Genomic DNA, 21,163 nt, shown 5'->3' on the forward strand with positions numbered 1-21,163 from the left:
TCACGCCTCCTTGCCGGTAATGGCGGTACGGATACGGGTCAGCAACTGCTCGGCGGTGTCGGTGAGCGGGCCATTCTGCCTGCACTCAACGCCGTACCGAACGACCAGTCGCATGGCCGCGTCAACGTCTACCGGGTAGGTGGTGGGAACCGTACCCACGGACGCCTCGTCGTCGGTGTCGGCGATGTACCAGCCGCCACCTCCGGCGTTGCCGATGTGCTCGTCGGTCATGTCGTCGAGCATCACGGCGCGCTCGGTGGGGGTCATGTCGTTCCACCGGGCCCGGTCGATTTCGACGGTGTCGGTGGAGGGGTTCGCTTCGCAGTTGAGTTCGATGACCACAGGGTCGGTGCGCTCGGTCATGGCGGTCACTCCTCGTCGCTGCTCTCGGTGTTGCTGGAATCTTCGGCACCACACCGGGTGCACTCCCACGCGGTGCCGTTGGGTCCGCTGTAGGTGCGGTGGTACAGGTGTTCCGGGTAGCCGTCGGAGCAGATCGACTCAGGCTGGCTGGTGTCGGTGCGCTCGGTCATGGGTTGCTCCTTCGTCTCGCATCACGTCTACTACCCACATGCTAGCGCACTAGCACCATGCTAGCAGCCATCGACATGTGCCACCACAAGAAAAAGCCGGCCACCCGAAAGCGACCGGCCCCGACGCCATCCCCTAGCCCCGCCACATGCCGAACACGTCGACCTGCCCGCGCCACGGCATCCGGTCGTCCGGGTCGATCCGGCTCTTGTCGATGACCTCGTAGTCGCGGCGGGTCGTCCAACCCGTCTCACCCCGGTCGTCAACCACCTGCTTGCAGCACGGTGTTCGCCACACCGAGCAGTCGGTGTACCGGGCTGTCACCTCAACGGTGCCGATGTCGTACATGCCGTTGCGGCAGCGGTTGCACGACGCGGGCTTGAACATGCCGGCGATCTGGGCGTTCGTGTGGCGCATGCTCATCGACTTGCCTCCGTCTTCATCTTGTGGGCGACGATCTCGGCCCGCAGTCCGAACGAGGCCAGCTCGCCGCGAAGGCTGCGCGCATCGTCGTCACCGGCGGCCTCCGCCTCGTTGAGTCGGTCGATGAGGTCGGCGATGAGCTGGGTGTGGTAGCCGCAGACGGTGTGGCCGATGCATCCGCACATGGTCAGCTCCCCTGTCCGGTGATGACGGCGAGGATCGCGTCTGCCTCCGCGTACACGGCGTCGTAGTCGATGGTGTCGGCGCGGCGGTCCCAGCGCAGGGCGTCGTGGTCAGACCAGTCGGCGGGGCTGTTGCGGAGGAACAGGTGCCGGGCCAGGCGTTCCCGGGCGTCCGGGGTGACCAGTCGGCTTGTGGTGTCCAGCCGTTGCGGGGTGGCGTCGTGGGCTACCTGCATCGCCTTGTCCAGGACGGCGTCCGATGCGATCGTGTGGCACGCGTCGGCGATGTACTCGCCGACCACCTTCCGCAGGTTGGGATCCACGATCAGCACCCATGGGCCGTTCTCGACGGTGCCGATGAGCGATTCGTTGACGTCGGCGGTGGGCGAAATCTCGGGCATCTTAAATCTCCCCGCTGCTGGTCTGGTGAACTGGATGCTTCTACTTGTCGTCCACGATCGCGCCGTCGGACAGCCGCACAGTCCACTCATCGGTGAACGGGCGACCGTTCGGTGCGCTCATCAGCACGGCGTGGGTGTCGCCGTCGGCGATCTCACGGGCGGCATCGATGGCCTTACGCCACGTCGGGGCGGGAGTGGTCTCGACGCCAGACGGACGGAGGCGGGCTTTCCATGTGGCCATCTCGACTCTCCCTGCTGCTGGTCGGATCGGTGTGGTGCCTCCGGCCGCATTCGATGCGGCACCCTCACGACGTGACTGCGGAGGCTGGGTAGGTCAGGGGGTGTGGGCGGCGATCCGCTCGCCCAGGGACTGGCTGTCACCGAACCCGATGAGGTAGCCACCCTTCAGCCGATCGCCTGCGTACCCCGCCTGCCGGCCATCGGAGATCTCGCTCCGGCCGATGACCTGCCCGGCGCGGATTACGTAGGTGGTGGGGATGCCCAGGTAGACGGTCGTGGCGAGGGTGCAGCCGTCGGGCGTGGTGGCGTCGACACCGGACCAGTGGATGGGCAGATCGGCGAGGATGGCGGGGGTCTCGGTCATTTCAGGTGCTCCCTGCTGCTGGTCGGGGTTTCGGTGTTGTGCCCTCGGCTGGTTTTGAACCAGCACCATCACGGCGGGGCGAGGGCTGAGCGGGTCAGGCCAGCTCGGGCTGAACCTCGGAGCCGTCGGACTCGGTGGACATCTCCCACTCCCCCAGGTCCAGGGACCAAGGCTGGTTCCAGCCGCTGCACTGGGCGCACACGTCGCGGGGTGCTTCGTCGTACGCCTTTTCGATGGCGGCTTCGCGCGCTTCATCCTCGGAAAGGTTGTCGTCGACCTCCACGGTGACGGTCATGCTGGCGGTTGTCTCCATGTAGACGCGGTACTTGGCCATGTCGTCCATCCTTCGCTGCTGCTGGTCGGCTCGGTGTTGTCGCCGGTCCGGGCCACGACGTCCGGGCTGCGCGGCCTCCCGCGGCCGACCGGCGGGATGCTCAGCGGTTGCGGTTGCGGTAGCGCAGGCTGCGGGCGCAGTCGACGCAGTTGGTGTCGTTGGAGCCGGACAGCGCCTCGTACGCCTTCGCGTCGGCGTGCGGGTCGGCGGTGATGTAGAACATCGGCTTGCCGCAGAACGTGACGTGGTCACCGGCGAGCATCAGGTGAGTGGTGCGGTCGGGGGCGCAGGTGTCGCACCAGCCCTGCTGCTTGCGGCTGGGCGTGACGCTGGGCGCCGTCAGGTCGGCGTTGCAGCCGGGGCAGAGCACGGCGGCGGTGTCATCGGCGGGGAGCGCGGCGAGGCCGTCCGTGGTGATGACGAACATCCGCCGGTAGCGGGTGACGGCACCGTCGGTGATGTAACCCAGGTCGGTGAGCTGCCGCACGTGGAGGTCTTTGACGGTGGCGCCGCCGAGGCCGATGGTGACGCTGCCGTTGTTGTTGCGACCGAGGGTGCCGTCTGCGGCGGCGCGGAGCGCGCGGATGGCGGCTTTGGAAAGCTTCGGCGCGGTCATCTCGACTCCCTCAATTCTCTGTCTGGGTTATATGGACCAGTCTAGGCCCACGAAACCGCCGGGTCAACAACCCGGACCAAGTTTCTCTAGCTACTTCCCACCGGCAGGCTTCGGCGGACGACCGCCAACACCCGAGCGGTCCTGATTCCGCGCAAACCACGCCTCAATCAGGTCACGGCGCTCCGCTGACCACCACGGCCGCGAACCCGACAACGAGCCCTCACGCCCGCCGATACGCCCATCCGGCTCCGGGAACGGGTCCCCCGCATACCGACCGCCAGGCTTCGAACGCTGCAACGCCTTCGACACCGTTTCCGGCTTCACCCCGCCCAGGCGGGCAACATCAGCCATCAACAGCATGGGCAGGTCAGCAGGCACAGCACACCCCGAAACTCGGTCTACGTTGTCTGCCAGATCGTAGAGCCCCAGGCTTGTCGCCTCCATAACCACTCTCCCTCCTGTCACCTTGGTCGGTTGGCCAGCAGGCCCGCTAGCCAAGGATCAGGCCGTCGTCGCTGGTCACGTGCCCGTAGAACCGGACGTCGAAGTAGTCCGTCGTGATATCTGAGCCGTCGTAGTTGTAGGCGTCCATCACCTCCCGGATCGCTTTAGCGAAGGCCTTGAGGGCGGGCGTGGCGATCTTTCGCGGACGCCGGTCGATGTACGACTCGTCGGGTTCCTCGGTCCAGCCCCACTCGGCGGGAATGTCGGACAGCCGGACGTCGATGGAGCCAACACCTGAGTAGTACTGCGTCCGCACACTGACCCTGATGGCGGCAGGCGCGTCGCCGATCGGGTCGGCGACCTTGAGCGCGCCAGGGGTGGCGGCCATTCTGGCGATCTTCCGCGACAGCTTCACCTCGGCGCGGATCAACTTGGCGATGTCGGTCAGCCGCAGGCTGCGCGTGTCGGCGTACTTGTCGCCGTACGAGCGCCGGTCAGCGAAGGCGGTTGCGGTGTGTTCGGCGAGCAACTTGCGGAAGCGGTTGAGCATGCGGTTCGCAGCGGCGCGCTCGTTTTCGGGGGTGCTGGTGCGCTTCGGGTCGGCGAGCGTTTCCAGTGCCTGGATCTTCGCTCGGATGGTCTGCACGTCCATTGCCGCCCCCTCGGTGATTCTCTGTCCTGGTTACATGGACTAGATTAGCCGGGTTGCGACCCCTGGGTCAACAACCCGGACCAAGTTTTCTAGGCGAGGTCGAGCGGCACATCGGTCCACGCCACGGTGAGCGGGTTCCCGTCCCGCCACACCTCGTACGTGCCATCGGCGACCGACGTCACGAACCAACCCTTACCCCTGCCGACCACCTCCACGGTGACGACCTCGTTCGCGGCGAGCTGCCGGCGGATCTCGTCGGCCTGGGCGACATGCACCCGGCCGGGCGGCGGCGGGATGCGGCGCCGGTGGATGCGGGCGGGGGCGGCGGTCAACGTGGGAGGGGTCATCGGTTCGCGTCCTCTCGGGATGGGCAGTTCAGGGGGCAGGGGGTGGGTTGCTCGGTGAGACACGCCGGGCAGACGGTCGGCTTCGGTTCGTAGTCGACGGGGCGGGTGGTGCGGGGACGGGCGTTAACGTCCGCCCCCGCCTGCTCGGCACTCACGTCCGGCCCGACCCGCCGGTGTTGTCGCGGCCGTGCTCGGTGGTCCACGTGCCGTCCCGCCGGTCGTACGTGGATCGGCGGCCGGACGCGCCCGCGGCCATCGCACCGAACACGGCGGCAGCCTTGCGGTTCACCTCGGCCGGGTCGGGACGCTGCGGGGCGGTCACCGGCGGCGTCCGGTCGGGGTCTGCTGCGCCTGCCGGCGGTGCTCGACACGCGCCCGCCCGACCTCCGGGGACTCCCGCAACGCCTGCGCGGCGTCGGCCAGCGCCCGCTGGGCGTTACGGTCCTGCGGGTTGGCGTTCGCGAACGCCTGCGCGTCCTGGAATTCCCGCCGTCGCTGAGAGAAACTGGCCATGGTCGGCCTCCTTCGGGGGTTGGCCCACCCCTGGCGCTTCCGACGCCTTCGGGGTGGATCCTCGTGGTTGGGGATCAGGGCGGGGCGCGGTGGCTTGTCGAAGGGCTCCGCGCCCCGCCGTCTCATCGCAGGTGCCGCACCGCCAGCAGCGCACCAGCGGTCACACCGACGGCGCAGATCACACCGACTAGCCACAGCAGGCAGGCAGGCCACGCGCGCGCGGCCGGAACGTCGGGCTGGTCGGGCTGCTGCCGTAGCGCGATCTCGCCCTCAACAGTGGGCGTCAGATGTTCGACGCCGTCCGGGTCGACCTGCACCCACGCCATGCCGGCGTCGGCCAGCAGCCCGGCCGTGTAGTTGACCGAGGTGACCCACCGGCCGTCGCGGCGCACCACGTCGCCGTCGTTGATGGAGGCGAGCACGGCGGTTTCGTCGGCGGTCAGGTGGCCGTCGTGGATGCGGCGAACGTCGGCGGCCCGCAGCTCGGCGAGCACGTCCGCGAAGATCGGGTCGGTGTCGGCGGTCACCGGCTACACCACTTCGACGCGAGCGTCGGCGTCGTACTCGACGTGGCGGGCCCGGTCAGTGGTGACGAGCACCTTCCCCGGCGGTCCGTCTTCGTGGTTGACGCCGTGGACCCGGTCCCACGCGCCGTCGTCGGTGACGATCTGGTCGCCGCTGGACAGGTCGCGGTATCGCTTCGTGTGGCCGGGCATCAGCGGTCACGCTTCTGCTGCTGGTCCCACTTGAAGCGCGGGTCGGACAGCGCCTTTCCGATCTCGGCGTGGACGGACTGGGTGATGCCCTCGGCGAGCCGGTACGGATTGTCGGCGCTGCCGCCGCTGGCCTTCTTGGTGATCTTCTGGCCGTTCACGGTGACGGTGATGGCGACGTCGACGGTGTTCATGTCCATGGGTTCTCCTTGCTGTTGGCTGCTGGTCTGCGATGACCCCGCACCCGGGCTCGGACGTGCTGGCCGAGCCCGGGAGGCTCACTTGCAGGCTGCTGTTACGGCTTGACGGAGAAGGCGTTGTGCCAGGCGTCGCGATCGGTGTCGCTGCGGCTCTCGGTGCCGTCGCTGTACCACTGGGCGTCGACCATGGCGGCAGTGCGGGCCAGGTCGGCGTGCAGGTGGGCGCGCATCAGCAGGCGGTACCGCTGCTCATCGGACGGGCGGTTGACGCCATCCCAGGTGGGCTGCTCGGCGAGGTCGGCGAGACGCAGGGCCTCTTCGACGTGCTGCGGGCCGGTCAGGTTGGGAAGGTCGTCGGCCATCAGAAGCTCAGCCCCATCTGCGAGGCGCGGATGGCGGCCTGCTCGATGTTGCGGCGGGCCGGTCGGCGGGCGGGCCGGTACGTGGTGACGGTGCCGGCCTCGTCGGCGATCTCGACGGCGATGCTGGTGCGGGTGGCGCGGGCGAGACGGCGGGTCGTCGACTTCGCGAACATGACACTTCTCCCTAGATCAGGATGAAACAGGCTTGGATGGGTGTGCCGGCCCCGCCCCCTCGACGGGGCCGGCGGGTGGAGCTACTTGCGGTTGTTGCGCTGGCTGCTGCGCGGGGCCGGCCTGTCCAGGTCGGCGCGAACCTCGTTCACCGCGTCAAGCAACTGGTTGTCGGCGGCCCGCCGGTTGCGGTCACGCTGCGCGGCCAGCGACCGCACCTCCGCGCTCACGACTGCGGCTCCGCATCGGCGGGCTTCGTGCGGGGCAGCGACATCAACGCCAGCCACGACCCGGCCAAACCGAACACCGGTGCGACCTCGTCCGAGTCGAGCCGCGTCGCCTCGCCGCCCACCTCCACCACCGTCTGCGGGCGGGGATTTTTGGCAGCCCGGTCGTAGGTGACCGTCACCGTGAACCGGACACCGTTCTCACCGATGGCCGCGGTCGACACCTGACACGGTCCGTCGTGCCCGACGGTGCGGCACCACAGCGGGTGCTGTCCGTAGTCGGCGGGCAGCCCGTCCTGTTTCGGCGGCTTGTAGTCGTCGTAGGCGGGCGACTCGTTGCGGGCCTTGTGGCCGGCAGTCCACCGGTCGAAGATGCTCACGCGATCACCTCGAACTGCGCCGTGTCCGTCGACCAGTGCATCGCCTCGCCGACCGCCCACGGGTCCGACGCCGGCTGCACGTCCGACAAGGGCCGAACGAAGCCAGGCCGGTGCTGACCGTGCGTGCCGAAGATGCGGCGCAGCCGGGTCACCGGGTCACGCTCCGGGCGTTGTAGCTGCCCGACGGCTGGTCGTAGCCGTAGCTCACCCGCGAGCGGTAGCGGTCGTTGACCGGCACCCACGCCCGGGTGTTGTCCGCCTTCGTCACCCGCTGCTCGACGCTCCCGTTGGGCAGGAACCGGGTGCGGGTGCGACCCTGCCGGACCGGCGCCGGGCTGTTCGTGTTCGCCTGCTCCGTCATCACGCACCCGCCTTCGGTGCCGCCGGGGCAACGTTCTCGGCGTCCACCCGCCTGGCTGCCGTCCGGTAGGCGACGAACGCTTCACCAACGGCCGGATACCAGTCCAGCAGGTCCGTGTCCCGGTACACGTCGCCCACGGCGTCGTGAAGCCGGTCGGCGAGGGCCACCAGTTCGGTGGCCTGCTCGATGTTCATGCCGCCCATCACGCCACCACCGAATCCAGCCACACGGCCAACTCGGCGGGGACGTCGACCGGCTCGACACGGTGGTTGAACCAGCACACCGACTCGGCTTCGTTGGCGGCGACCGCGATCAGCTTCCACACCCCAGCCGGGTTGCGGTGGTAGTAGCGGTATCCGGGGGTGCCCTTCTCGGCGATGGCGACGGTGATGCCGAGCAGTGGCACGGCGGGGCGGTCCGCCCACACCCACGTCAGGTTGTTGGTGTCCATGGTCAGCGCACCCCCGCCTGCACGTACGCGGCCAGCTCGTCCAGGTCGGCGACCGGGACCGTGTCCACCGCTTCCATGGCGGCGTCCAGTTCGGCAACCCGACCCTCGTAGCCAGTGCGCCCTCGGTAGTCGTTGGCGAGACGAATCAGCGTCGCCATCACCTGGTCGACGTTGCCCGACTTGGTGACGGCGTCCCGGTCCTCCGGGTTCGACAGCGTCAGCGCGGCCATCTCAGGCCACCGCCCGACGGCCACGCTCGGTCAGCGTCGCCGACGCGACCACCTTGCGCAGGCCGGTACCCGACGCGTAGTTGAGGGTGACCAGACCCTTACGGGCCAACGACTTGAGCTGCACGACCGTCGCCGCAGCGGACCGGTTGACGGTGCCACCGTTGTTGGCGGCGGCCCGCAGGACCCGGTTGCCGGCGTCGGACGGGCTGGTGAGGTGCGCCCCCGCCATGGTCGGCGGGACCTGCCGGCGGCGAACCGTGGTAGCCGGCTCGGCAGGGTTCTCCTTGCGGTACATCTCCGCGTAGCCCCGGGCGATCAGGCGGGCGGTGTCCTCGTTGTCGTAGCTGCCGCAGTTCGCGTCGATGCGGAGGGTGCCCTGCATCGTGGTGACCGTGTAGGCGTTCTCGCGGACGTACCGGAGCGTGACGGTGATTCGGCCGTTGGGGGTCGTGTAGATGACCTCCTGGCCGGGTGTGCTGAGAACAGTGGTGCTCATTCGGGGACCTCTCCCGATCAGGGCTCCGTCGGTGTTTTGCCCCACCGGCGGTGCCGCTCGTTGCCTTACACCCATGACGCTAGACCGCTCCGGTTTGCGTGTCAAGCGGGAACATGTTTACTATTGACTCAGATACTGAACGAGGGAAGGATGGGACGTATGGGAACAGCCACCACGTACCCTCAGCGCATGCCGCGAGGGAAGTACAGCCCGCCCACCAGCGACGTTGCCGACCGCATTGACGAGGTCGTCAACCTCTACAACCAACTCCAAGAGATCGACGCGAAGTACCGCGAGAAGCTAGGACACCTCGCGGACAAAGAAGGCGATGCCGTACCCATCGCGCACCTCGCGGCAAGGCTTGGTGTCGAGCGGAAGACCGTGTACCGCCACCTAGGCAGGTCAATGACGTGAGGCTCCACCACTACGACCGGAGCGACCGCACTGCGCTCTATCGGCTCTACAGCGCCGACGGTAACTTGATCTACGTCGGCATCAGCTACACACCGCATTCCCGGGTGCTCCAGCATCGAGCGAATCAGCCTTGGGGTGGCGAGATCACCCGGCAATCCATCGAGTGGTACGAAAACCGGGCAGCAGCGGAGGCGGCAGAGGCGTCCGCCATCGAGCACGACAGCCCGACCTACAACGTGAAACCGGGACATGCGCCGCGAGACGGCTCCCACCCTGCCGAAGATCAGGTGTCGGAGCGCCTGGCCGAGGTGGTCGAAGCGTTCGACACGATCCGGCAGCGCGAACGCGACTACCGAACGGCGCTCCGGCGGGCGCTGGCAAACGGCGTGCAGCAGCGAGCGATCGCGGAGGCACTAGGTCGCACGAGAGAGATGATCCGCCGCGATGCCATGACCGAGGAACAGCGTGACCAACTTCGCCGCGCGGAGGCGTCGCGCCAGCGTGGCGCGAGAGCAAGCTGACCCGGAAGACAAGTTCGGGCCGGGCAGGTGGGCAAACACCTGGACTCCCGGCCCTAACCCAGAGAGGCCCTGGGCTGTGCAAGAAGGTACCACTGTAGCTACGCCGAACTGGTGTGCGATCAAGGTCGTGCACGGGTGAGGGTCCGCCGCACCATGCCCGAAGAGGGGTGGACGGGCATCGTGAACACCGCGCATCGGGACTACCGGCTGAGCTGGCGCGCACGGGGACTGCTTGGCGAGCTGCTGTCGTACCCCGACGGGTGGGACACCAGCGTCGACAAGCTAGTAGCTCAGGCACGTGAGCACGGTGACGCCACCGAAGGCCGAGCGGCCATGCGCAAGGCGGTCGCCGAGCTGGCCGAGATCGGCTACGTCCGTTACATCCGCGAGATGGATGAGAAGGGCCACTGGTCGACGGTCATGTCCGTGTGCGATGTGCCGCAGCCCGAGCCCGACGCCCGACGTACCAGAAACCGGACCGTCGGTGCACCGGACCGTCGGTCTACCGAGACGTCGGTTAACCGGGCTGTCGGGCAACCGGACCGTCGGGGCACCGAGACGTCGGGCGACCGGTCCATTACTAAGAAGACGGTGACAAAGACGGTTAAGAAGAAAGATCAAAGAACAGCGGAGGGAAGTGAAGTGGAATGCTCCCCCTCCGGTCGCTTCGCTCCCTCCGGGGCCGGCGACGAATCCGAAGTTCACTCGACACTGATCCTCGAAGCCACCAAGCCCCGCAGCGGTGGATGGTCTGACTGGCGCACCGAGGACTACGAACTCTTCATCAAGATCCTTGGCACCGAGCAGGTCTATTCAGCAGGCGGCGAAGCTGGACCGCAGGGCTACCACCACGCCCACGCCCTCTACCTCGGCATGCAGCGGATGCCCGACGGCAAGAAGCCCTGGCCGGGCAAGTACCTCGAAGCCATGCATGAACGCGGCGGCGACGCGGCTGTCGACTCGTGGCTCGCCCAGTACGACTTGGAACGGGCATGACGAAGCAACCCCGTGGCAACCCGATAGCAAACCCCATAGCAAGTGCCATCACCTGCCAGCAACGACGAACGGAGCGAGCCATGACCGATCACACCACCGCCAGCGACGACCGCTGGCACCTCAACCGCATCCTCACCGAACGGGGCTTCGCCCACCTGCCGGCCATTCCATCCGAGTATGGCGGCGAGATCCGCGTGTACGAGTCGTCAGCCGCCGATGGCCCGCACATCTGGTTGAACGCCACAGCGCCCGCGAACCTGAACGACCCGACCGGGCCGACGGTGGAAGCGCCGATGCACCTGACCGCCGACAACGCGCGCCGCCTTGGTGAGCAGCTTCTCGCCCTGGCCGCTGACGCCAACTGACCGGACGGAGCACACCATGACCGACACGACGACGCCCCCGCAGATCAACAGCCAGTGGACCGGCAAGGACAACCGCATCTTCACCGTCACCGGCATCACCACGATCAACGGCAAGCCGAACGTCAAGTACGAGACGTCCTGGCCGGACCGCGACGACAAGGGTGTGGGGATCGCGGACCTCGACTACTTCATCAAGCACCACACGGAGGTGACCCGATGACCAACCCGACCGTCGCCGACGCCGACTGCCTCGCCGCGACCGCCCACACCGGCCAGGTCGACAAGGCGGGCCGCCCCTACATCGAGCACCCGCGCGCTGTAGCCGCGATGCTGGCCGAGCACGGCGACAACGCCGTCATGGCCGGGTTGCTCCACGACGTCGTGGAGGACACCCCGATCACCCTGAACGACCTGCGTGCCGCCGGCTACCCGGACGAGGTGGTGTCGGCCGTGGACGCCGTGTCTCGCCGGGAAGGTGAGACGTACATGGACATGATCCGGCGAGCCTCCGCGCACCCGCTGGGCCGGCTGGTGAAGTTGGCGGACAACCGGCACAACAGCTCGGAGGAGCGGTTGGCGCACCTCGACCCGGAGAACGCCGAGTTCCTGCGGCGCCGGTACGCGAAGGCCCGCGCCGTGCTGCTCGCAGGCAAGGCAACCACGGGCGTCTGAGCCCTGACGGACGGAGAACGCCATGACGATCACCGCAGATGACTTCACCACCGACACCGACCGGTGGGGCTACCGGAAGGGTGCCCGCTTCGTCGGCCCGGACGAGTGGCTGACCGGTGTCCGCCGCGCCGGGCTGGACCTCGAAACGCTGGTGCTGGAATCGGTCACCGAGGCGTACGCGGCTGCTGCCGACGACAACGGGCTGATCATCGACTTCCGCCCCAACGAGTGGTACGAGCGTCATGTGTCCGACGCGATGCGCAGCGACGACGACGGCCCGGACTGGACGCTCACCTACGACAGGTTCGTGGCGATGGCCTTGATGGACATTGACATGACGCTGTCGAACTCCGGCTACCTGGCGGGGCGCGGCAACGGGGACTCGAAGGACCGGCGTCTAACCCTGCCCGCCGCCGACCGCGGCTGACCCGAACATCGACGAACGGAGACGACCATGACCGACCCGACACCAGCACCCACATCCCCGGCGCCGCTCACGGCTTCGTGGCAGCACAAGGAGCGTGCCGCCGAGTTGGCGGCGACCGCGCGGGGCATCTACCAGGCGATCAATGACGCTCGCGGGGAGCACGGCGACTTGCATCCCACGTTGCTGAACGCGCATTTCCAAGAGATGCAGGCGGTGGCCGCGCTCGCCCAGGTCCATGCCACCCTTGCCACCGTCCGGGACGGGGCGTGACCATGGCTGACGTTGAGGACGAGATCCGCCGCGACCACGAAACCGCCACCGCAGCCCTGCGGGACCTGCTCGCCGAAACCGTTGGCGGTGACCACGCCGTCGTCGATGCCCTGCTGCCGCTGTTCGAAGCCAGAATGGAATGGGGTGTGCGTCTCGCCGGCCCGGATTCGCCGTCGGATGCGGTGTGGGAGTGCGACGACCGGGAGGGTGCCGTGGACATGTCACGCTCCCTGTCAGGAAACCCGCCAGCGATGCGACGGCTGACCGTGCGGCTGGTCGGCCAAGAATGGACGGAGGTCCAGCGGTGACCGTCGAGCAGGACCGCCCGCTGCGGGAGTGGGAGCCGGAGCTTAACGAGCGCGTCAGCATCTGGCGCGACCCTGGCACTGTAGGCACGGTGATCCGCTGTGACCGCTACGGGCATTTCGCCGACCCGTACTGGCGGGCGTCGGTCCGTTGGGATGGCGGCCGGGTGGAGCATGACATCGAAACGTCGGCGCTGGTGCGTGTCGACGGAACCCAGGGGCGGCGATGAACCTCATCCGCCGCCACCCCCTCGCAGCATTCCTCGCCTCCATCTACGCCTGGTTCGGCCTCACCGCAGCCGTCAGCATCACCACCGCAGCCACCGGCGGCGAAACCACCGGCACTGAGGCCGTCGTCATCGTCGCCGTGGGCGTGCTGTCCCTGTGCGGTATGGGCGCGTCGGTGTGGCTGTACCGACGGTACGAGCAACGCCGCCACGATGAGTTCATGCGCCTGCTGGACGAGCCGCTGCAACCGTCGCGCCTCACCCTGTGGCATCCGCCCACCGATCACGCCTGACGAACGGAGAACAACCGTGTCCACCAGATACGCCCACCACCTGCCCGCGTGCGTTCACGTGGAGATCGGTGGCAACCTGCTACAAACCCGCGACTACCTCATGCACCTCGCCTCTGAACTGTCCGACGCCTATCCGAAGTCGTTCCCGCCAGTAAAGGCAGTCGATGAGGCGTTGCGAGCCGTCAATCGTCTGCGGCTCGCTATGGACAACGTGTCGTCCGCCGAACTGCCTGGCGACAGGTGGGCACCGACGATCTATCGCGGCGCCGATGAGGATATGCGGCAGGCCGACATGCAGCGGGTGATGGAAGCGCACTGGGCCGATAACCCGGACTGCCCCTGCATTGACGGCAACGGCTAACCCGAGGAGATGACCATGACCGACCCAGCACCTGCGCCCGTGATCCCCACCGCGGCGATGCAAGCTGCCGTGCAAGCCGTCAACGACTTCCTCGCCGAATATGCCAACCTCCCGGGGGCGGCAATCGGGGGGCAGCGGAACACCGTCGACGCACTCAAGCAACTGACTGGGTTCGGGCGTCTGGACCTGGCGGTGCGGGTGGCGGAGGTGGCGTTGCTGGCCGCCATTCCGCAGCTTGACAACGACGCGGAGGCTCAACGATGACCGGCAACTACCCACCCACGTGGACGACCGCCATCGCCAACGCCGGCCCCCCGGTCGACGCTGCCCGTGACGAGCAAATCCGCCGTGATGAGCGTGAGCGCATCCGCCGCAACCTGTCCCTGCCCATGCTGCAAGCACTCCGCCTCATCCCCCACGGCCGCATCCAGCAAGGCTGTGTCGTCTCCGACGGGAACGTGGTGCGTCAGCGGCTACGGGCCGCCTACTTCGCGATCGTCGACCCGGGCGCGGCCGAACGGGTGCCCCTCGACCTGGCGGAGGTCGCACCTTGGATGGAGCTGTGTGGGACGTGCGATGCCGGTCTGCCGCAGGCGTGCACCTGCCCTGCCGGCGACCCTCGTGTCGTGATCGCCGCACTGGTCGACGAGATCGTGAAGCAGCGACAGGAGGCGACACGGTGAGCCGCCATCCCGCCCTCGCCTTGGTGGCAAGGCCAGGCGACCGTGGCCTTGACGCCGACGTGGACGGCCTGACCGTCGCCCGCGTCGGGGTGGACGCGAACACCCGCAGCCTCAGCGTCGACCTGGTGGACGGGTTCGGCCGGTTCGTCGACACCACCGGCGGCGAGCGGACGTTCCCGCCCGGCGACCCCAACGCCCGCGTCAGCACCGCCACGGTCACCGCATGGCTGCCCGACGTGCCCCAGCCCAACTGGGACGAGTACGTGACCGTCCTGCGACGCTGGTGGGAGACGGGCACACCCCTGCGCATGTGTGCGGCGCCGGGCCGGTACACGACACTGATCGAGGACCGGAACGCGTTCCTGCTGTTCCCTCGCACCCACGACCGGACGGAGGCTGCGCGATGAGAGATCTGCGGCCGACCCCCACAGTCCCCGCCCCTCACAGCGACGACGAGGTGATGGCCCTCCTTGATGTCATCACCGACGCCCGGATGCGCGGCATCGGGGCCGTCAGTTGGTCGATGGCGCTCGCCATCCTCAACGCCGGCTACCGGCGCACCGTCGTCTCCCCCACTGGCGAGCCGGTCTGCCAGCACTGCCACCCCGCGCCGGTCACGTTCCGGTGTAGGGAACTCGGGCACGTCATCACCCCCAACTGAGCGGAGACGGCCATGAACGACCGGACGCGACTTCAAGCCGCCGTTGCCCGCCTGCAACCACAAGCCACCGACCCAGGCGTGTGGGACAACCTGGCCGCCGAGTACGCCGACCTCACCCCTGCGCGCAGCCGAGCGAACCGGGCGCTGCTCGGGGAGTGGGTGGAACCGTGCTGCGACCTGCACAACGTGCACTGTGAGCCGCCGTCCGAGCTGTGCTGCTACCAGTGCGCGGAAGCCGCCCACCCTGAGCATCCGCGAGGCGTGCGGTGCGTTCTCGAAGCCGCAGCCAAGAGTGACCGACCGAAGGGATACGACCGTGCTTGATTGGGCTGACTGGCTCATTGGAGCCGGCATCGTTTCTGCCGCCGCGCTCGCGGTTCTGGCTGCGGTCATCTGGGGTCGGATCGCCGGAGAAGCTATCGCGAATGCCGGACGCCCAGCACTGCACCCCGACGACCCGGAACGGAAGGCGGACCAAGCATGACCGCCGGGAATCGGCGCCCAGGTGGCAGATTGCAGGAGTTTCTGACGTGGCTGCAAATCGCGATGCTTCTGCTCATCGCTGCCCTGTTCGTGTTTTTCGTCGGCGCGTCGTTCACCGGCGACGGCGTGTCCGACGGCGAGATTCAGGTTGGCCTCTACGGCGTGCTGGCGTTGTTCGCGATGGGGGCTGTGGGGCACATCCTCGACCCGGACAGCCCGCCGAGGAAACGGCGGCGCTGGTGATGGCCCGCATGCCCGGTAGGGCGCACCCGCCGTGGTGCCCGACCTGCCGCAAACCACCTGGCCCGGACTGCGTGTCGCGGGAACGATCCGGTAGGCAGGTGCGGTTGCAGTTGAAGCGGGACCTACGTCGCGACCAGCACGAAGACTGACCCGAACAGGGGTGGCCATGACCAACAACGTCGAAGCGTTCATCCGGCAGGCGATGCGCACGCCGGTCCCGTTCGACACACCCCGGCGACCACCGCCGAAGCTGCCTTCCGAGGCACACCCGCTTTACGTCGCGCTGCGAGCCGCCACCAGCGGTGTTGTTCGCACCCTCGTTGAGTTGCACGCACCCACCGACGGCTATCAGGTCGGCGATCGGATCTTCGGCTGGGTGTGTCGCGGCTGCGACTCGGAGGGCTACGAGACTGAGCCGCCGGACTGGCCGTGCCGCACCACCGTGACTATCGCGGTTGATGCTGGCGTGATGGTAGGCGGCCTGCAAGAGGTGCGGCCGTGACCGCGCCGACCGTCGAAGTGTTCGTGTCCTGCCCGGACTGCAACGCCTCGATCCCGATCACCGTGTGGGCTGAGTTTGCCGGCCGGGCCGACGATGGCGAGCTGCAAGCGACCGTGCTCGGCGACATGATTGAGCTGAAAGCCCACAGCCTCACCTGCAACGGGAGCCCGACATGACCGACAACGCCCCGTGCCCCGGCCCGCTGGTCTGGTTCGACGCCCCACCCGACAGTGCCGTGCTCGAATGCGCGGCCTGCGGCTACCTGATCGTCGCCGGCAGCTTCAACGACAAGGCGCACGCCGACACGCCACTCATCCGGGAAGGACTCGCCGCATGACCACCGCTGCGCCGTGCCCCGGCACCGAACGCCAAGGCCCCAACTGGCAGTTCGACTTCATTGACTTCCCCACCGGCTGGCACCTCGCCAACCAGGGACTACTGCACACCGACCGTCGCTGCTCGTACATTCAGACGTGGGGCGGGTCGCTGTGCGACTGCGGGGCGATTCAACGCGAGTGGGAACGACGCACCGGAAGGACGCTGCGATGACGTGCGTTCGCTTCAAGGCTCCCACCGGCCCACGTCGCGGATTCATCTGCACCGACAGCGGGCCACTTGTTGACCTGAACCCCGACTGCCCGAACGCCACGCAGCACACCCGACAGCCGTCGGGGTACATCGCGTCTAGCAACTGGGCGGACGAGATGATGGAGACACGCGATCAGCAGGAGTGCCCTGGCTGCGGGCGGCTCCTGATCTGGGGACCGAGGGAAGGGCTCGCCGCGTGACGCCATCACCTCGCGACGCCCTAGCCGTGGCCGCCGCAGCAACCACCCTCGGCAAGGCTGGCGCCGCCATCGGCGACGCGATCCGCGCTGCTGGCGTGAACCGCAAGCCGTGCGCCCCGTACTACTGCCCCACCTCCGGTGACACCGAATGCTGTCCTGCCCATTCCGGCTGGGATGTGTGCTGCAACCGCCCCGATCTGCACCAACCTGTCCACGTCGAGTGAGCCGAACGAACCTGTCGCCACCGACCACAAGCCGCTAACCTGGCCGTTCGTTGATCAACCAACGTTCGGGGGTGGCCTATGGTCCGCAGAAACCGCAGCGCCCCACCCGCCCACTCCGCCCCACCATTCCACGACCCGTGGATACCCCACGACTTCCCCAACACCACCACACTCATCTGCCGCGGCTGCTCCTACAGCCCCGAAGGCCGGCCACTCACCCCCGTGCCGTTCCCCTGCCCCGCCGTTGCCATCCCCCCACCAGATCCCGCCGAACAGCCCGCACCGCCCGACCCGTCGGTGCTGCTGAGTCGCGGCGCCCGGAAACGGCGGATCGCGTTGGGGCTCAGCCAGCGGCAACTCGCCGACCGTGGGCCAATCGCCCTGCGCACCGTCGCGAAGGTGGAGAACGCCCACCCGGGGGCGTTGACGTCCCGCACCGCCGCCACGTTGGAGCGGGCGTTGCAGTGGGACGCCGGCAGCATCCAAAGCATCCTCGACGGCGGCGAGCCGGTTGAACTGTCAAACCCGCCTATCGGTGGGACACCAGAGGTGACTGTGGTGTTGGAGGCCGGGTTGCCGGCGAAAGCGGAAGGGCTGCTGGTGGCCCACATGTCCGCGAGGCGAGCGGACATGGAGGCCGCGTTGGAGGAAGAGGCGAGGATGCTGATCGGCCAGGTTCGGGAAGCCATCCGCGCCGCGCAGAGGTTGGAGAGCGCCCACCGGTGACCGGCGTCGCGCCGGGCGTCCGGTTCATCGCGGGGTTCGGCGACGTGCCGGCGTGGGATGTGTGCTGCATCGAACTGCCCCGCAAAGCGCTCACCCGGCACCGGCTCACCCCTCAGCGGTATCGGGAGCTGCGCGACGCCCAAGACGGGGTGTGCGGCATCTGCGGTCGGCGAAACCTGCGTGGTTGGGACGCTGCGCCCCTGTTCGTCGACCACGACCACGTTTGCTGTATCGACCATCGCAGTGCCTGCGGCCGGTGTGTGCGCGGCCTGCTGTGCTCCCGCTGCAATGGCTGGTTGGGTGAGTTGGAGTTGTGGGGTTGGCGGGCTCACGACCCTGACCTTGCGTGGTGGCAGCCGGCCGCAGTTGCCTACCTTGCCCGTGCCGGCTGCGACCCGACCGATCCGGCCCGCCGGCAGCTCGTTGAGGCCGTGCACCGTCGGAAGGTCGCCAAATGGCCTCAGCCGTGCAAGTGCCGGATCTGTGACCCAGCCCATCCGTTGCATGAAGCCCACAAGCGACTGACCACCCCCGGTCCGACCGGCGGGCTACCTGCCAGTCAACAAGGGGAACCGTTGACCCTCCCGCCGATGTAACACTGACCGCCCCCGACCGGTGCGAGGTGACACCTGTGCGGATCGACGACCTGGATCACCGCCTTAGAGTGATCATGGCGAAGGTGGAGACCGGAAAGCCCACCACCGTTGAGGACGTGCGTCTTGCGGCGCTGCTGTGGGCGGTCGCCGACCAGCCCGACGAGGCTGCGACCGGGCACACCACCGGTGCCGATCTGCGGCTGATCGGTGCGGTCCGGGCGAACCGTGGCGGTGGTGATGCGGCAGCGCAAACGGTCTGCGACGCCGCCCGAGTGTGGCGGGCTAACACCCGCCTCGACGTGGAGCCCAAGCTAGGTCCGGCGCGCAGGCTGCTCGCCGCGGCCGTCGACCACCATCAGCGGTCGTGGTGGCAGAAGAACCGGTTCCGGGTGGCAGCCATACTCGGGTTCGTGGCCTCGGGCGCCATTGGCGCGGAGGCGATCATGGCGATTGAGGGCATGGACCCGCCGGTGGTGCACGGCGTTCTACTTCTCGTGGTGTTGGCGTGTCTGATTCCGTCCGCGATGGTGATGCTGGTCGCGGCCCGCCGGGTCGGTCGCTGACTGCGGGCAGCTAGCAGCGTTCAGAAATAGACAAAAGCCTTCTTGTAGTCGCACAATCAACGCATGGCGACGGAGACGCGCACCGATGGATTCCGGTATGTCGTGCCCTACCACGTGTGGGCTAGCCGCCGCAGCAGCACCATCGCCGCCGCCAAGCAGTCCGCCCGCCGCAAGCGCAAGCGCGCCGACGGCGACCCGATCGTGCATGTCGTCCTCGAATGGCCGGCAGACGGCGATGACCAGTTGCCGTTGGAGCACTGCTGACCGCACCTCAACCAGCAGTCGACCCGTTTCGCCCTGCCATGAATGTCCGCCCTGCTCGTAGACTGGGCGCATGGCCGCCACAGCCCACAGCATCGCCGCCGAACTTCGCCGACGCCTCCCCGACCTCGGCACGAAGAAGCTGCACAAACTGCTCTACTACTGCCAAGGGCACCACCTGGCGACCTTCGACCGACCCCTGTTCGGCGAGACGATCGCCGCCTGGGACATGGGCCCCGTCGTCGGCGCCCTGTGGCGGCAGGAGAAAGACGGGGACATTCCCGTCGTCGACGCGCGCCTTGGTGAGGCCGAGCTGAACACGATCGGCTACGTCATCTCCCGCTACGGGAACCTCACCGGCAATGACCTCGAACATCTCACCCACAGCGAGACGCCGTGGCAGTTGGCGAACACCAGCCGATCCCCCGGCGGCAGCGTCGCCATCCGCCACGACTGGATCCGCGACTACTTCCGCACCGCCGGGGCGGCGGTCGACGGGCCGGCGTTCGACACCGTTCAGGTACGGGACTGGCTGTACGAGACGTCCGCCGCCCACCAGCCGGGTGACTTGGACAGCGTTGACGTGCTGCGGGCCAGGATGACGGCGGGTGTCTGACCCGACCTTGTGGGTGCTGCGCGGCTTCGACCGGCACCTTGACCTGTGGATTTCCGAGTTCGACCCCGACCAAGATTTGATCAACCTGGTGACGGCGTGGGTGCTGTCCCGCTTCGAAGATCCCTTCCAAGGTGTGCGCCGGGAGCAGGGCTTCGACAACCTGTGGTGGGGGCATGTGCCGCTGTCGCTGCGCGACGACACGGTGGTGGTGTGCTCGTATTTCGTTCACGAACGGGAGCGGACGGTGGCGTGCAACAGCATCGTCCCGCTGTCGCTGCCAACATGAAGCCGGGGGCGTAGATGATCGTGCGCGAGTTTGAGGGCTGGCTCGCCGGGGTGTTGGGCGCGCAGCCGTGGGCGGGTCAGGTGGCCCGTTGGTCGACCGGTGGCGGGCCGAAACCGGTCGGCCTGACCCTGGCCGGACGGGTGCACCTGCAACTCGTCGGCGGGGACCAAAAGGCGGCGCCGCTCGACCCCGCCGACGCGGGTGCCATCCCGAGTGTGGACGCGTCCCCGACCGATCCGGCCGGCTGGGCTGAGGCGATCACCCGCACTGTCGCCGAGGCGGGCATGCCGCGCGTCAAGTCCGCCGAGACGTGCGCGGCGTGGGGCGGCAGCTCGAAGCCGGGCGGGATGCGCGTGGTGTTCGTGGACGGGTCGGAGCTGTTCGCGTCGGTGTTGACCGGCGTCCGGTAGCCGCTGCCCGATCGATGTGCGGGAACTGCCGGCGTCGCGGGCACCAGTGCACTACGGTCGGACTCCCCCCGACCTGAAGTGGAGGACCGCCATGACCGACTTCGATGGTATTCGCGTCTACGCCGCAGGGAAGATCACCAAGAATGGGTGGCGACATGGCCTGTTCCCGGTCATCGACGACGCCGACTACGACAACCCCGACGCCACCCCCTGGCCATCGGATGCACCCATCGGCCCCAGCCTGCCCGGCGCCGTGTACGTCGGCCCGCACTTCATGAGCGACGATCACGGCTGCTACCACGGGGAGAACAGCCATGGCGTGGCCGCGGGTGACCTGGCCTGCTCCGTCTACCCCGGCCTGTCTCGGCCCGAGGTGGCTGCCCGATGCTTGGGGGCGATCCGCTCGGCCACTCACGTGTTCGCCTGGGTTGATGACCCCACCTGCCATGGCACCCTCGTGGAGATCGGCTACGCGCGGGCCCTGGGCAAGCAGGTTCACCTGTACACGCAGGGTGGGCGTAAGGAGCTGGATGACCTGTGGTTTGCCGGGCAGATCGTCACCGCTCACGGGTCGGCCGCATCGGCTAGGGAGGCTTGGGCTGACTTCTGTCTGCGGATGCGGTAGCCGACCA

At 68.0% G+C, this 21,163-nt stretch carries 57 protein-coding genes; 31 read left to right on the forward strand and 26 right to left on the reverse strand.

The features are described 5' to 3' along the window. From AB0I89_RS24010 to AB0I89_RS24135, 26 genes are all read right to left on the reverse strand, one after another. Entirely contained in the window at positions 1 to 363 is a 363-nt protein-coding gene (locus tag AB0I89_RS24010) for a hypothetical protein (protein WP_357130796.1), read from the reverse strand. 5 nt (positions 364 to 368) lie between these two features. After that, the gene (locus AB0I89_RS24015; RefSeq protein WP_357130799.1) at positions 369 to 533 is read right to left on the reverse strand and encodes a hypothetical protein; all 165 of its coding nucleotides are present in this window, start codon (positions 531 to 533) and stop codon (positions 369 to 371) included. Positions 534 to 666: 133 nt separating this feature from the next. After that, on the reverse strand, positions 667 to 954 hold the full coding sequence (locus tag AB0I89_RS24020; RefSeq protein WP_357130802.1) for a hypothetical protein: 288 nt from the start codon (positions 952 to 954) through the stop codon (positions 667 to 669). Next, positions 951 to 1,139, reverse strand: coding sequence for a hypothetical protein (locus AB0I89_RS24025; RefSeq protein ID WP_357130805.1), 189 nt, complete (start codon positions 1,137 to 1,139; stop codon positions 951 to 953). Before AB0I89_RS24025 ends, AB0I89_RS24020 begins: the two co-directional genes overlap by 4 nt. 2 nt (positions 1,140 to 1,141) lie before the next feature. Then, positions 1,142 to 1,537 carry a hypothetical protein gene (locus AB0I89_RS24030; protein ID WP_357130808.1) on the reverse strand — a complete coding sequence of 132 codons (396 nt, stop codon included), beginning with the start codon at positions 1,535 to 1,537 and terminating at the stop codon, positions 1,142 to 1,144. Positions 1,538 to 1,577: 40 nt separating this feature from the next. After that, the gene (locus AB0I89_RS24035) at positions 1,578 to 1,778 is read right to left on the reverse strand and encodes a hypothetical protein (RefSeq protein ID WP_357130811.1); all 201 of its coding nucleotides are present in this window, start codon (positions 1,776 to 1,778) and stop codon (positions 1,578 to 1,580) included. A gap of 93 nt (positions 1,779 to 1,871) precedes the next feature. Continuing rightward, entirely contained in the window at positions 1,872 to 2,141 is a 270-nt protein-coding gene (locus tag AB0I89_RS24040; RefSeq protein WP_357130814.1) for a hypothetical protein, read from the reverse strand. A 94-nt stretch (positions 2,142 to 2,235) separates the two neighbouring features. Further along, the gene (locus AB0I89_RS24045; RefSeq protein WP_357130818.1) at positions 2,236 to 2,475 is read right to left on the reverse strand and encodes a hypothetical protein; all 240 of its coding nucleotides are present in this window, start codon (positions 2,473 to 2,475) and stop codon (positions 2,236 to 2,238) included. 100 nt (positions 2,476 to 2,575) lie between these two features. Beyond that, positions 2,576 to 3,091 carry a hypothetical protein gene (locus AB0I89_RS24050; protein ID WP_357130821.1) on the reverse strand — a complete coding sequence of 172 codons (516 nt, stop codon included), beginning with the start codon at positions 3,089 to 3,091 and terminating at the stop codon, positions 2,576 to 2,578. A gap of 490 nt (positions 3,092 to 3,581) precedes the next feature. After that, a complete protein-coding gene (locus AB0I89_RS24055; RefSeq protein WP_357130824.1) occupies positions 3,582 to 4,187 on the reverse strand; it encodes a hypothetical protein in 606 nt (201 codons plus the stop codon). An 89-nt stretch (positions 4,188 to 4,276) separates the two neighbouring features. Next, positions 4,277 to 4,534: a hypothetical protein gene (locus AB0I89_RS24060; RefSeq protein ID WP_357130827.1), complete on the reverse strand. Its 258-nt coding sequence runs from the start codon at positions 4,532 to 4,534 to the stop codon at positions 4,277 to 4,279. A 151-nt stretch (positions 4,535 to 4,685) separates the two neighbouring features. Further along, complete coding sequence (locus AB0I89_RS24065; RefSeq protein ID WP_357130830.1) at positions 4,686 to 4,856, reverse strand: hypothetical protein; 171 nt, start codon at positions 4,854 to 4,856, stop codon at positions 4,686 to 4,688. Next, the gene (locus AB0I89_RS24070) at positions 4,853 to 5,047 is read right to left on the reverse strand and encodes a hypothetical protein (protein WP_357130833.1); all 195 of its coding nucleotides are present in this window, start codon (positions 5,045 to 5,047) and stop codon (positions 4,853 to 4,855) included. The genes AB0I89_RS24065 and AB0I89_RS24070 overlap by 4 nt, the downstream gene beginning before the upstream one ends. A 122-nt stretch (positions 5,048 to 5,169) precedes the next feature. Continuing rightward, complete coding sequence (locus tag AB0I89_RS24075) at positions 5,170 to 5,574, reverse strand: hypothetical protein (RefSeq protein WP_357130836.1); 405 nt, start codon at positions 5,572 to 5,574, stop codon at positions 5,170 to 5,172. 3 nt (positions 5,575 to 5,577) lie between these two features. Further along, positions 5,578 to 5,763 carry a hypothetical protein gene (locus tag AB0I89_RS24080; protein ID WP_357130839.1) on the reverse strand — a complete coding sequence of 62 codons (186 nt, stop codon included), beginning with the start codon at positions 5,761 to 5,763 and terminating at the stop codon, positions 5,578 to 5,580. Beyond that, positions 5,763 to 5,960 carry a hypothetical protein gene (locus tag AB0I89_RS24085; protein WP_357130842.1) on the reverse strand — a complete coding sequence of 66 codons (198 nt, stop codon included), beginning with the start codon at positions 5,958 to 5,960 and terminating at the stop codon, positions 5,763 to 5,765. Before AB0I89_RS24085 ends, AB0I89_RS24080 begins: the two co-directional genes overlap by 1 nt. Positions 5,961 to 6,055: 95 nt before the next feature. Beyond that, positions 6,056 to 6,322: a hypothetical protein gene (locus AB0I89_RS24090; protein WP_357130845.1), complete on the reverse strand. Its 267-nt coding sequence runs from the start codon at positions 6,320 to 6,322 to the stop codon at positions 6,056 to 6,058. Then, positions 6,322 to 6,495 (reverse strand): hypothetical protein, encoded by a 174-nt coding sequence (locus AB0I89_RS24095; RefSeq protein WP_357130848.1) that lies wholly within the window; start codon positions 6,493 to 6,495, stop codon positions 6,322 to 6,324. The genes AB0I89_RS24090 and AB0I89_RS24095 overlap by 1 nt, the downstream gene beginning before the upstream one ends. Positions 6,496 to 6,576: 81 nt before the next feature. Further along, entirely contained in the window at positions 6,577 to 6,723 is a 147-nt protein-coding gene (locus tag AB0I89_RS24100) for a hypothetical protein (protein WP_357130851.1), read from the reverse strand. Further along, positions 6,720 to 7,100, reverse strand: a complete 381-nt coding sequence (locus AB0I89_RS24105; RefSeq protein WP_357130854.1) for a hypothetical protein — start codon at positions 7,098 to 7,100, stop codon at positions 6,720 to 6,722. Before AB0I89_RS24105 ends, AB0I89_RS24100 begins: the two co-directional genes overlap by 4 nt. Next, on the reverse strand, positions 7,097 to 7,252 hold the full coding sequence (locus tag AB0I89_RS24110) for a hypothetical protein (protein WP_357130857.1): 156 nt from the start codon (positions 7,250 to 7,252) through the stop codon (positions 7,097 to 7,099). Before AB0I89_RS24110 ends, AB0I89_RS24105 begins: the two co-directional genes overlap by 4 nt. Then, complete coding sequence (locus tag AB0I89_RS24115) at positions 7,249 to 7,461, reverse strand: hypothetical protein (RefSeq protein ID WP_357130860.1); 213 nt, start codon at positions 7,459 to 7,461, stop codon at positions 7,249 to 7,251. Before AB0I89_RS24115 ends, AB0I89_RS24110 begins: the two co-directional genes overlap by 4 nt. Beyond that, positions 7,461 to 7,664, reverse strand: a complete 204-nt coding sequence (locus tag AB0I89_RS24120; protein ID WP_357130863.1) for a hypothetical protein — start codon at positions 7,662 to 7,664, stop codon at positions 7,461 to 7,463. Before AB0I89_RS24120 ends, AB0I89_RS24115 begins: the two co-directional genes overlap by 1 nt. Continuing rightward, positions 7,664 to 7,912: a hypothetical protein gene (locus AB0I89_RS24125; protein ID WP_357130866.1), complete on the reverse strand. Its 249-nt coding sequence runs from the start codon at positions 7,910 to 7,912 to the stop codon at positions 7,664 to 7,666. Before AB0I89_RS24125 ends, AB0I89_RS24120 begins: the two co-directional genes overlap by 1 nt. Before the next feature lie 2 nt (positions 7,913 to 7,914). Further along, positions 7,915 to 8,142, reverse strand: coding sequence for a hypothetical protein (locus AB0I89_RS24130; RefSeq protein ID WP_357130869.1), 228 nt, complete (start codon positions 8,140 to 8,142; stop codon positions 7,915 to 7,917). A 1-nt stretch (position 8,143) separates the two neighbouring features. Next, positions 8,144 to 8,638, reverse strand: a complete 495-nt coding sequence (locus tag AB0I89_RS24135) for a hypothetical protein (protein WP_357130872.1) — start codon at positions 8,636 to 8,638, stop codon at positions 8,144 to 8,146. Positions 8,639 to 8,827: 189 nt separating this feature from the next. Here AB0I89_RS24135 and AB0I89_RS24140 point away from each other — a divergent pair, with 189 nt between their 5' ends. The 31 genes from AB0I89_RS24140 to AB0I89_RS24290 all read left to right on the forward strand — a co-directional run bounded on the left by AB0I89_RS24140 (position 8,828) and on the right by AB0I89_RS24290 (position 21,156). Then, positions 8,828 to 9,052 carry a hypothetical protein gene (locus tag AB0I89_RS24140; RefSeq protein WP_357130875.1) on the forward strand — a complete coding sequence of 75 codons (225 nt, stop codon included), beginning with the start codon at positions 8,828 to 8,830 and terminating at the stop codon, positions 9,050 to 9,052. Beyond that, entirely contained in the window at positions 9,049 to 9,573 is a 525-nt protein-coding gene (locus tag AB0I89_RS24145) for a GIY-YIG nuclease family protein (protein WP_357130878.1), read from the forward strand. Before AB0I89_RS24140 ends, AB0I89_RS24145 begins: the two co-directional genes overlap by 4 nt. 135 nt (positions 9,574 to 9,708) lie before the next feature. Then, positions 9,709 to 10,569, forward strand: a complete 861-nt coding sequence (locus AB0I89_RS24150; RefSeq protein ID WP_357130881.1) for a hypothetical protein — start codon at positions 9,709 to 9,711, stop codon at positions 10,567 to 10,569. 80 nt (positions 10,570 to 10,649) lie between these two features. Continuing rightward, the gene (locus AB0I89_RS24155) at positions 10,650 to 10,934 is read left to right on the forward strand and encodes a hypothetical protein (RefSeq protein ID WP_357130884.1); all 285 of its coding nucleotides are present in this window, start codon (positions 10,650 to 10,652) and stop codon (positions 10,932 to 10,934) included. Positions 10,935 to 10,950: 16 nt separating this feature from the next. After that, on the forward strand, positions 10,951 to 11,154 hold the full coding sequence (locus AB0I89_RS24160) for a hypothetical protein (protein WP_357130887.1): 204 nt from the start codon (positions 10,951 to 10,953) through the stop codon (positions 11,152 to 11,154). Beyond that, positions 11,151 to 11,606 (forward strand): HD domain-containing protein, encoded by a 456-nt coding sequence (locus AB0I89_RS24165; protein WP_357130890.1) that lies wholly within the window; start codon positions 11,151 to 11,153, stop codon positions 11,604 to 11,606. The genes AB0I89_RS24160 and AB0I89_RS24165 overlap by 4 nt, the downstream gene beginning before the upstream one ends. 22 nt (positions 11,607 to 11,628) lie before the next feature. Next, positions 11,629 to 12,033: a hypothetical protein gene (locus AB0I89_RS24170; protein WP_357130894.1), complete on the forward strand. Its 405-nt coding sequence runs from the start codon at positions 11,629 to 11,631 to the stop codon at positions 12,031 to 12,033. Positions 12,034 to 12,060: 27 nt separating this feature from the next. Beyond that, the gene (locus AB0I89_RS24175) at positions 12,061 to 12,303 is read left to right on the forward strand and encodes a hypothetical protein (RefSeq protein WP_357130897.1); all 243 of its coding nucleotides are present in this window, start codon (positions 12,061 to 12,063) and stop codon (positions 12,301 to 12,303) included. Beyond that, positions 12,300 to 12,611 carry a hypothetical protein gene (locus tag AB0I89_RS24180; protein ID WP_357130900.1) on the forward strand — a complete coding sequence of 104 codons (312 nt, stop codon included), beginning with the start codon at positions 12,300 to 12,302 and terminating at the stop codon, positions 12,609 to 12,611. Before AB0I89_RS24175 ends, AB0I89_RS24180 begins: the two co-directional genes overlap by 4 nt. After that, positions 12,608 to 12,838, forward strand: a complete 231-nt coding sequence (locus AB0I89_RS24185) for a hypothetical protein (protein WP_357130903.1) — start codon at positions 12,608 to 12,610, stop codon at positions 12,836 to 12,838. The genes AB0I89_RS24180 and AB0I89_RS24185 overlap by 4 nt, the downstream gene beginning before the upstream one ends. After that, positions 12,835 to 13,128 carry a hypothetical protein gene (locus AB0I89_RS24190; protein WP_357130906.1) on the forward strand — a complete coding sequence of 98 codons (294 nt, stop codon included), beginning with the start codon at positions 12,835 to 12,837 and terminating at the stop codon, positions 13,126 to 13,128. The genes AB0I89_RS24185 and AB0I89_RS24190 overlap by 4 nt, the downstream gene beginning before the upstream one ends. 16 nt (positions 13,129 to 13,144) lie before the next feature. Beyond that, positions 13,145 to 13,489 (forward strand): hypothetical protein, encoded by a 345-nt coding sequence (locus AB0I89_RS24195; RefSeq protein ID WP_357130909.1) that lies wholly within the window; start codon positions 13,145 to 13,147, stop codon positions 13,487 to 13,489. A gap of 15 nt (positions 13,490 to 13,504) precedes the next feature. Next, on the forward strand, positions 13,505 to 13,753 hold the full coding sequence (locus AB0I89_RS24200; RefSeq protein ID WP_357130912.1) for a hypothetical protein: 249 nt from the start codon (positions 13,505 to 13,507) through the stop codon (positions 13,751 to 13,753). Then, entirely contained in the window at positions 13,750 to 14,172 is a 423-nt protein-coding gene (locus AB0I89_RS24205; protein ID WP_357130915.1) for a hypothetical protein, read from the forward strand. The genes AB0I89_RS24200 and AB0I89_RS24205 overlap by 4 nt, the downstream gene beginning before the upstream one ends. Continuing rightward, the gene (locus tag AB0I89_RS24210) at positions 14,169 to 14,579 is read left to right on the forward strand and encodes a hypothetical protein (RefSeq protein WP_357130918.1); all 411 of its coding nucleotides are present in this window, start codon (positions 14,169 to 14,171) and stop codon (positions 14,577 to 14,579) included. Before AB0I89_RS24205 ends, AB0I89_RS24210 begins: the two co-directional genes overlap by 4 nt. Continuing rightward, positions 14,576 to 14,833 (forward strand): hypothetical protein, encoded by a 258-nt coding sequence (locus tag AB0I89_RS24215; protein WP_357130921.1) that lies wholly within the window; start codon positions 14,576 to 14,578, stop codon positions 14,831 to 14,833. Before AB0I89_RS24210 ends, AB0I89_RS24215 begins: the two co-directional genes overlap by 4 nt. A 12-nt stretch (positions 14,834 to 14,845) precedes the next feature. Beyond that, positions 14,846 to 15,157, forward strand: a complete 312-nt coding sequence (locus AB0I89_RS24220) for a hypothetical protein (protein WP_357130924.1) — start codon at positions 14,846 to 14,848, stop codon at positions 15,155 to 15,157. Positions 15,158 to 15,346: 189 nt separating this feature from the next. Next, on the forward strand, positions 15,347 to 15,559 hold the full coding sequence (locus AB0I89_RS24225) for a hypothetical protein (protein WP_357130927.1): 213 nt from the start codon (positions 15,347 to 15,349) through the stop codon (positions 15,557 to 15,559). A gap of 166 nt (positions 15,560 to 15,725) precedes the next feature. Then, the gene (locus tag AB0I89_RS24230; protein ID WP_357130930.1) at positions 15,726 to 16,061 is read left to right on the forward strand and encodes a hypothetical protein; all 336 of its coding nucleotides are present in this window, start codon (positions 15,726 to 15,728) and stop codon (positions 16,059 to 16,061) included. Continuing rightward, positions 16,058 to 16,237 carry a hypothetical protein gene (locus AB0I89_RS24235; RefSeq protein ID WP_357130933.1) on the forward strand — a complete coding sequence of 60 codons (180 nt, stop codon included), beginning with the start codon at positions 16,058 to 16,060 and terminating at the stop codon, positions 16,235 to 16,237. Before AB0I89_RS24230 ends, AB0I89_RS24235 begins: the two co-directional genes overlap by 4 nt. Beyond that, positions 16,234 to 16,398: a hypothetical protein gene (locus tag AB0I89_RS24240; RefSeq protein ID WP_357130936.1), complete on the forward strand. Its 165-nt coding sequence runs from the start codon at positions 16,234 to 16,236 to the stop codon at positions 16,396 to 16,398. Before AB0I89_RS24235 ends, AB0I89_RS24240 begins: the two co-directional genes overlap by 4 nt. Next, complete coding sequence (locus AB0I89_RS24245; protein WP_357130939.1) at positions 16,395 to 16,610, forward strand: hypothetical protein; 216 nt, start codon at positions 16,395 to 16,397, stop codon at positions 16,608 to 16,610. The genes AB0I89_RS24240 and AB0I89_RS24245 overlap by 4 nt, the downstream gene beginning before the upstream one ends. A 265-nt stretch (positions 16,611 to 16,875) precedes the next feature. Next, positions 16,876 to 17,073, forward strand: coding sequence for a hypothetical protein (locus AB0I89_RS24250; RefSeq protein WP_357130942.1), 198 nt, complete (start codon positions 16,876 to 16,878; stop codon positions 17,071 to 17,073). 78 nt (positions 17,074 to 17,151) lie between these two features. Continuing rightward, positions 17,152 to 17,799: a helix-turn-helix transcriptional regulator gene (locus AB0I89_RS24255; protein WP_357130945.1), complete on the forward strand. Its 648-nt coding sequence runs from the start codon at positions 17,152 to 17,154 to the stop codon at positions 17,797 to 17,799. Positions 17,800 to 17,858: 59 nt separating this feature from the next. Further along, complete coding sequence (locus AB0I89_RS24260) at positions 17,859 to 18,395, forward strand: endonuclease domain-containing protein (RefSeq protein WP_357131261.1); 537 nt, start codon at positions 17,859 to 17,861, stop codon at positions 18,393 to 18,395. Between the two features lie 35 nt (positions 18,396 to 18,430). Continuing rightward, entirely contained in the window at positions 18,431 to 18,958 is a 528-nt protein-coding gene (locus AB0I89_RS24265; RefSeq protein WP_357130948.1) for a hypothetical protein, read from the forward strand. Between the two features lie 63 nt (positions 18,959 to 19,021). Beyond that, positions 19,022 to 19,222: a hypothetical protein gene (locus AB0I89_RS24270; protein ID WP_357130951.1), complete on the forward strand. Its 201-nt coding sequence runs from the start codon at positions 19,022 to 19,024 to the stop codon at positions 19,220 to 19,222. A 70-nt stretch (positions 19,223 to 19,292) separates the two neighbouring features. Next, positions 19,293 to 19,835, forward strand: a complete 543-nt coding sequence (locus AB0I89_RS24275; protein ID WP_357130954.1) for a Panacea domain-containing protein — start codon at positions 19,293 to 19,295, stop codon at positions 19,833 to 19,835. Continuing rightward, a complete protein-coding gene (locus AB0I89_RS24280) occupies positions 19,828 to 20,121 on the forward strand; it encodes a hypothetical protein (protein ID WP_357130957.1) in 294 nt (97 codons plus the stop codon). Before AB0I89_RS24275 ends, AB0I89_RS24280 begins: the two co-directional genes overlap by 8 nt. Positions 20,122 to 20,135: 14 nt before the next feature. Next, positions 20,136 to 20,531, forward strand: coding sequence for a hypothetical protein (locus tag AB0I89_RS24285; RefSeq protein ID WP_357130960.1), 396 nt, complete (start codon positions 20,136 to 20,138; stop codon positions 20,529 to 20,531). Between the two features lie 91 nt (positions 20,532 to 20,622). Next, positions 20,623 to 21,156, forward strand: a complete 534-nt coding sequence (locus AB0I89_RS24290; RefSeq protein ID WP_357130963.1) for a nucleoside 2-deoxyribosyltransferase — start codon at positions 20,623 to 20,625, stop codon at positions 21,154 to 21,156. The last annotated feature ends 7 nt before the right edge of the window (positions 21,157 to 21,163 follow it).

It is taken from the genome of Micromonospora sp. NPDC049801, from assembly GCF_040656575.1.
Classification (GTDB): Bacteria; Actinomycetota; Actinomycetes; order Mycobacteriales; family Micromonosporaceae; genus Micromonospora.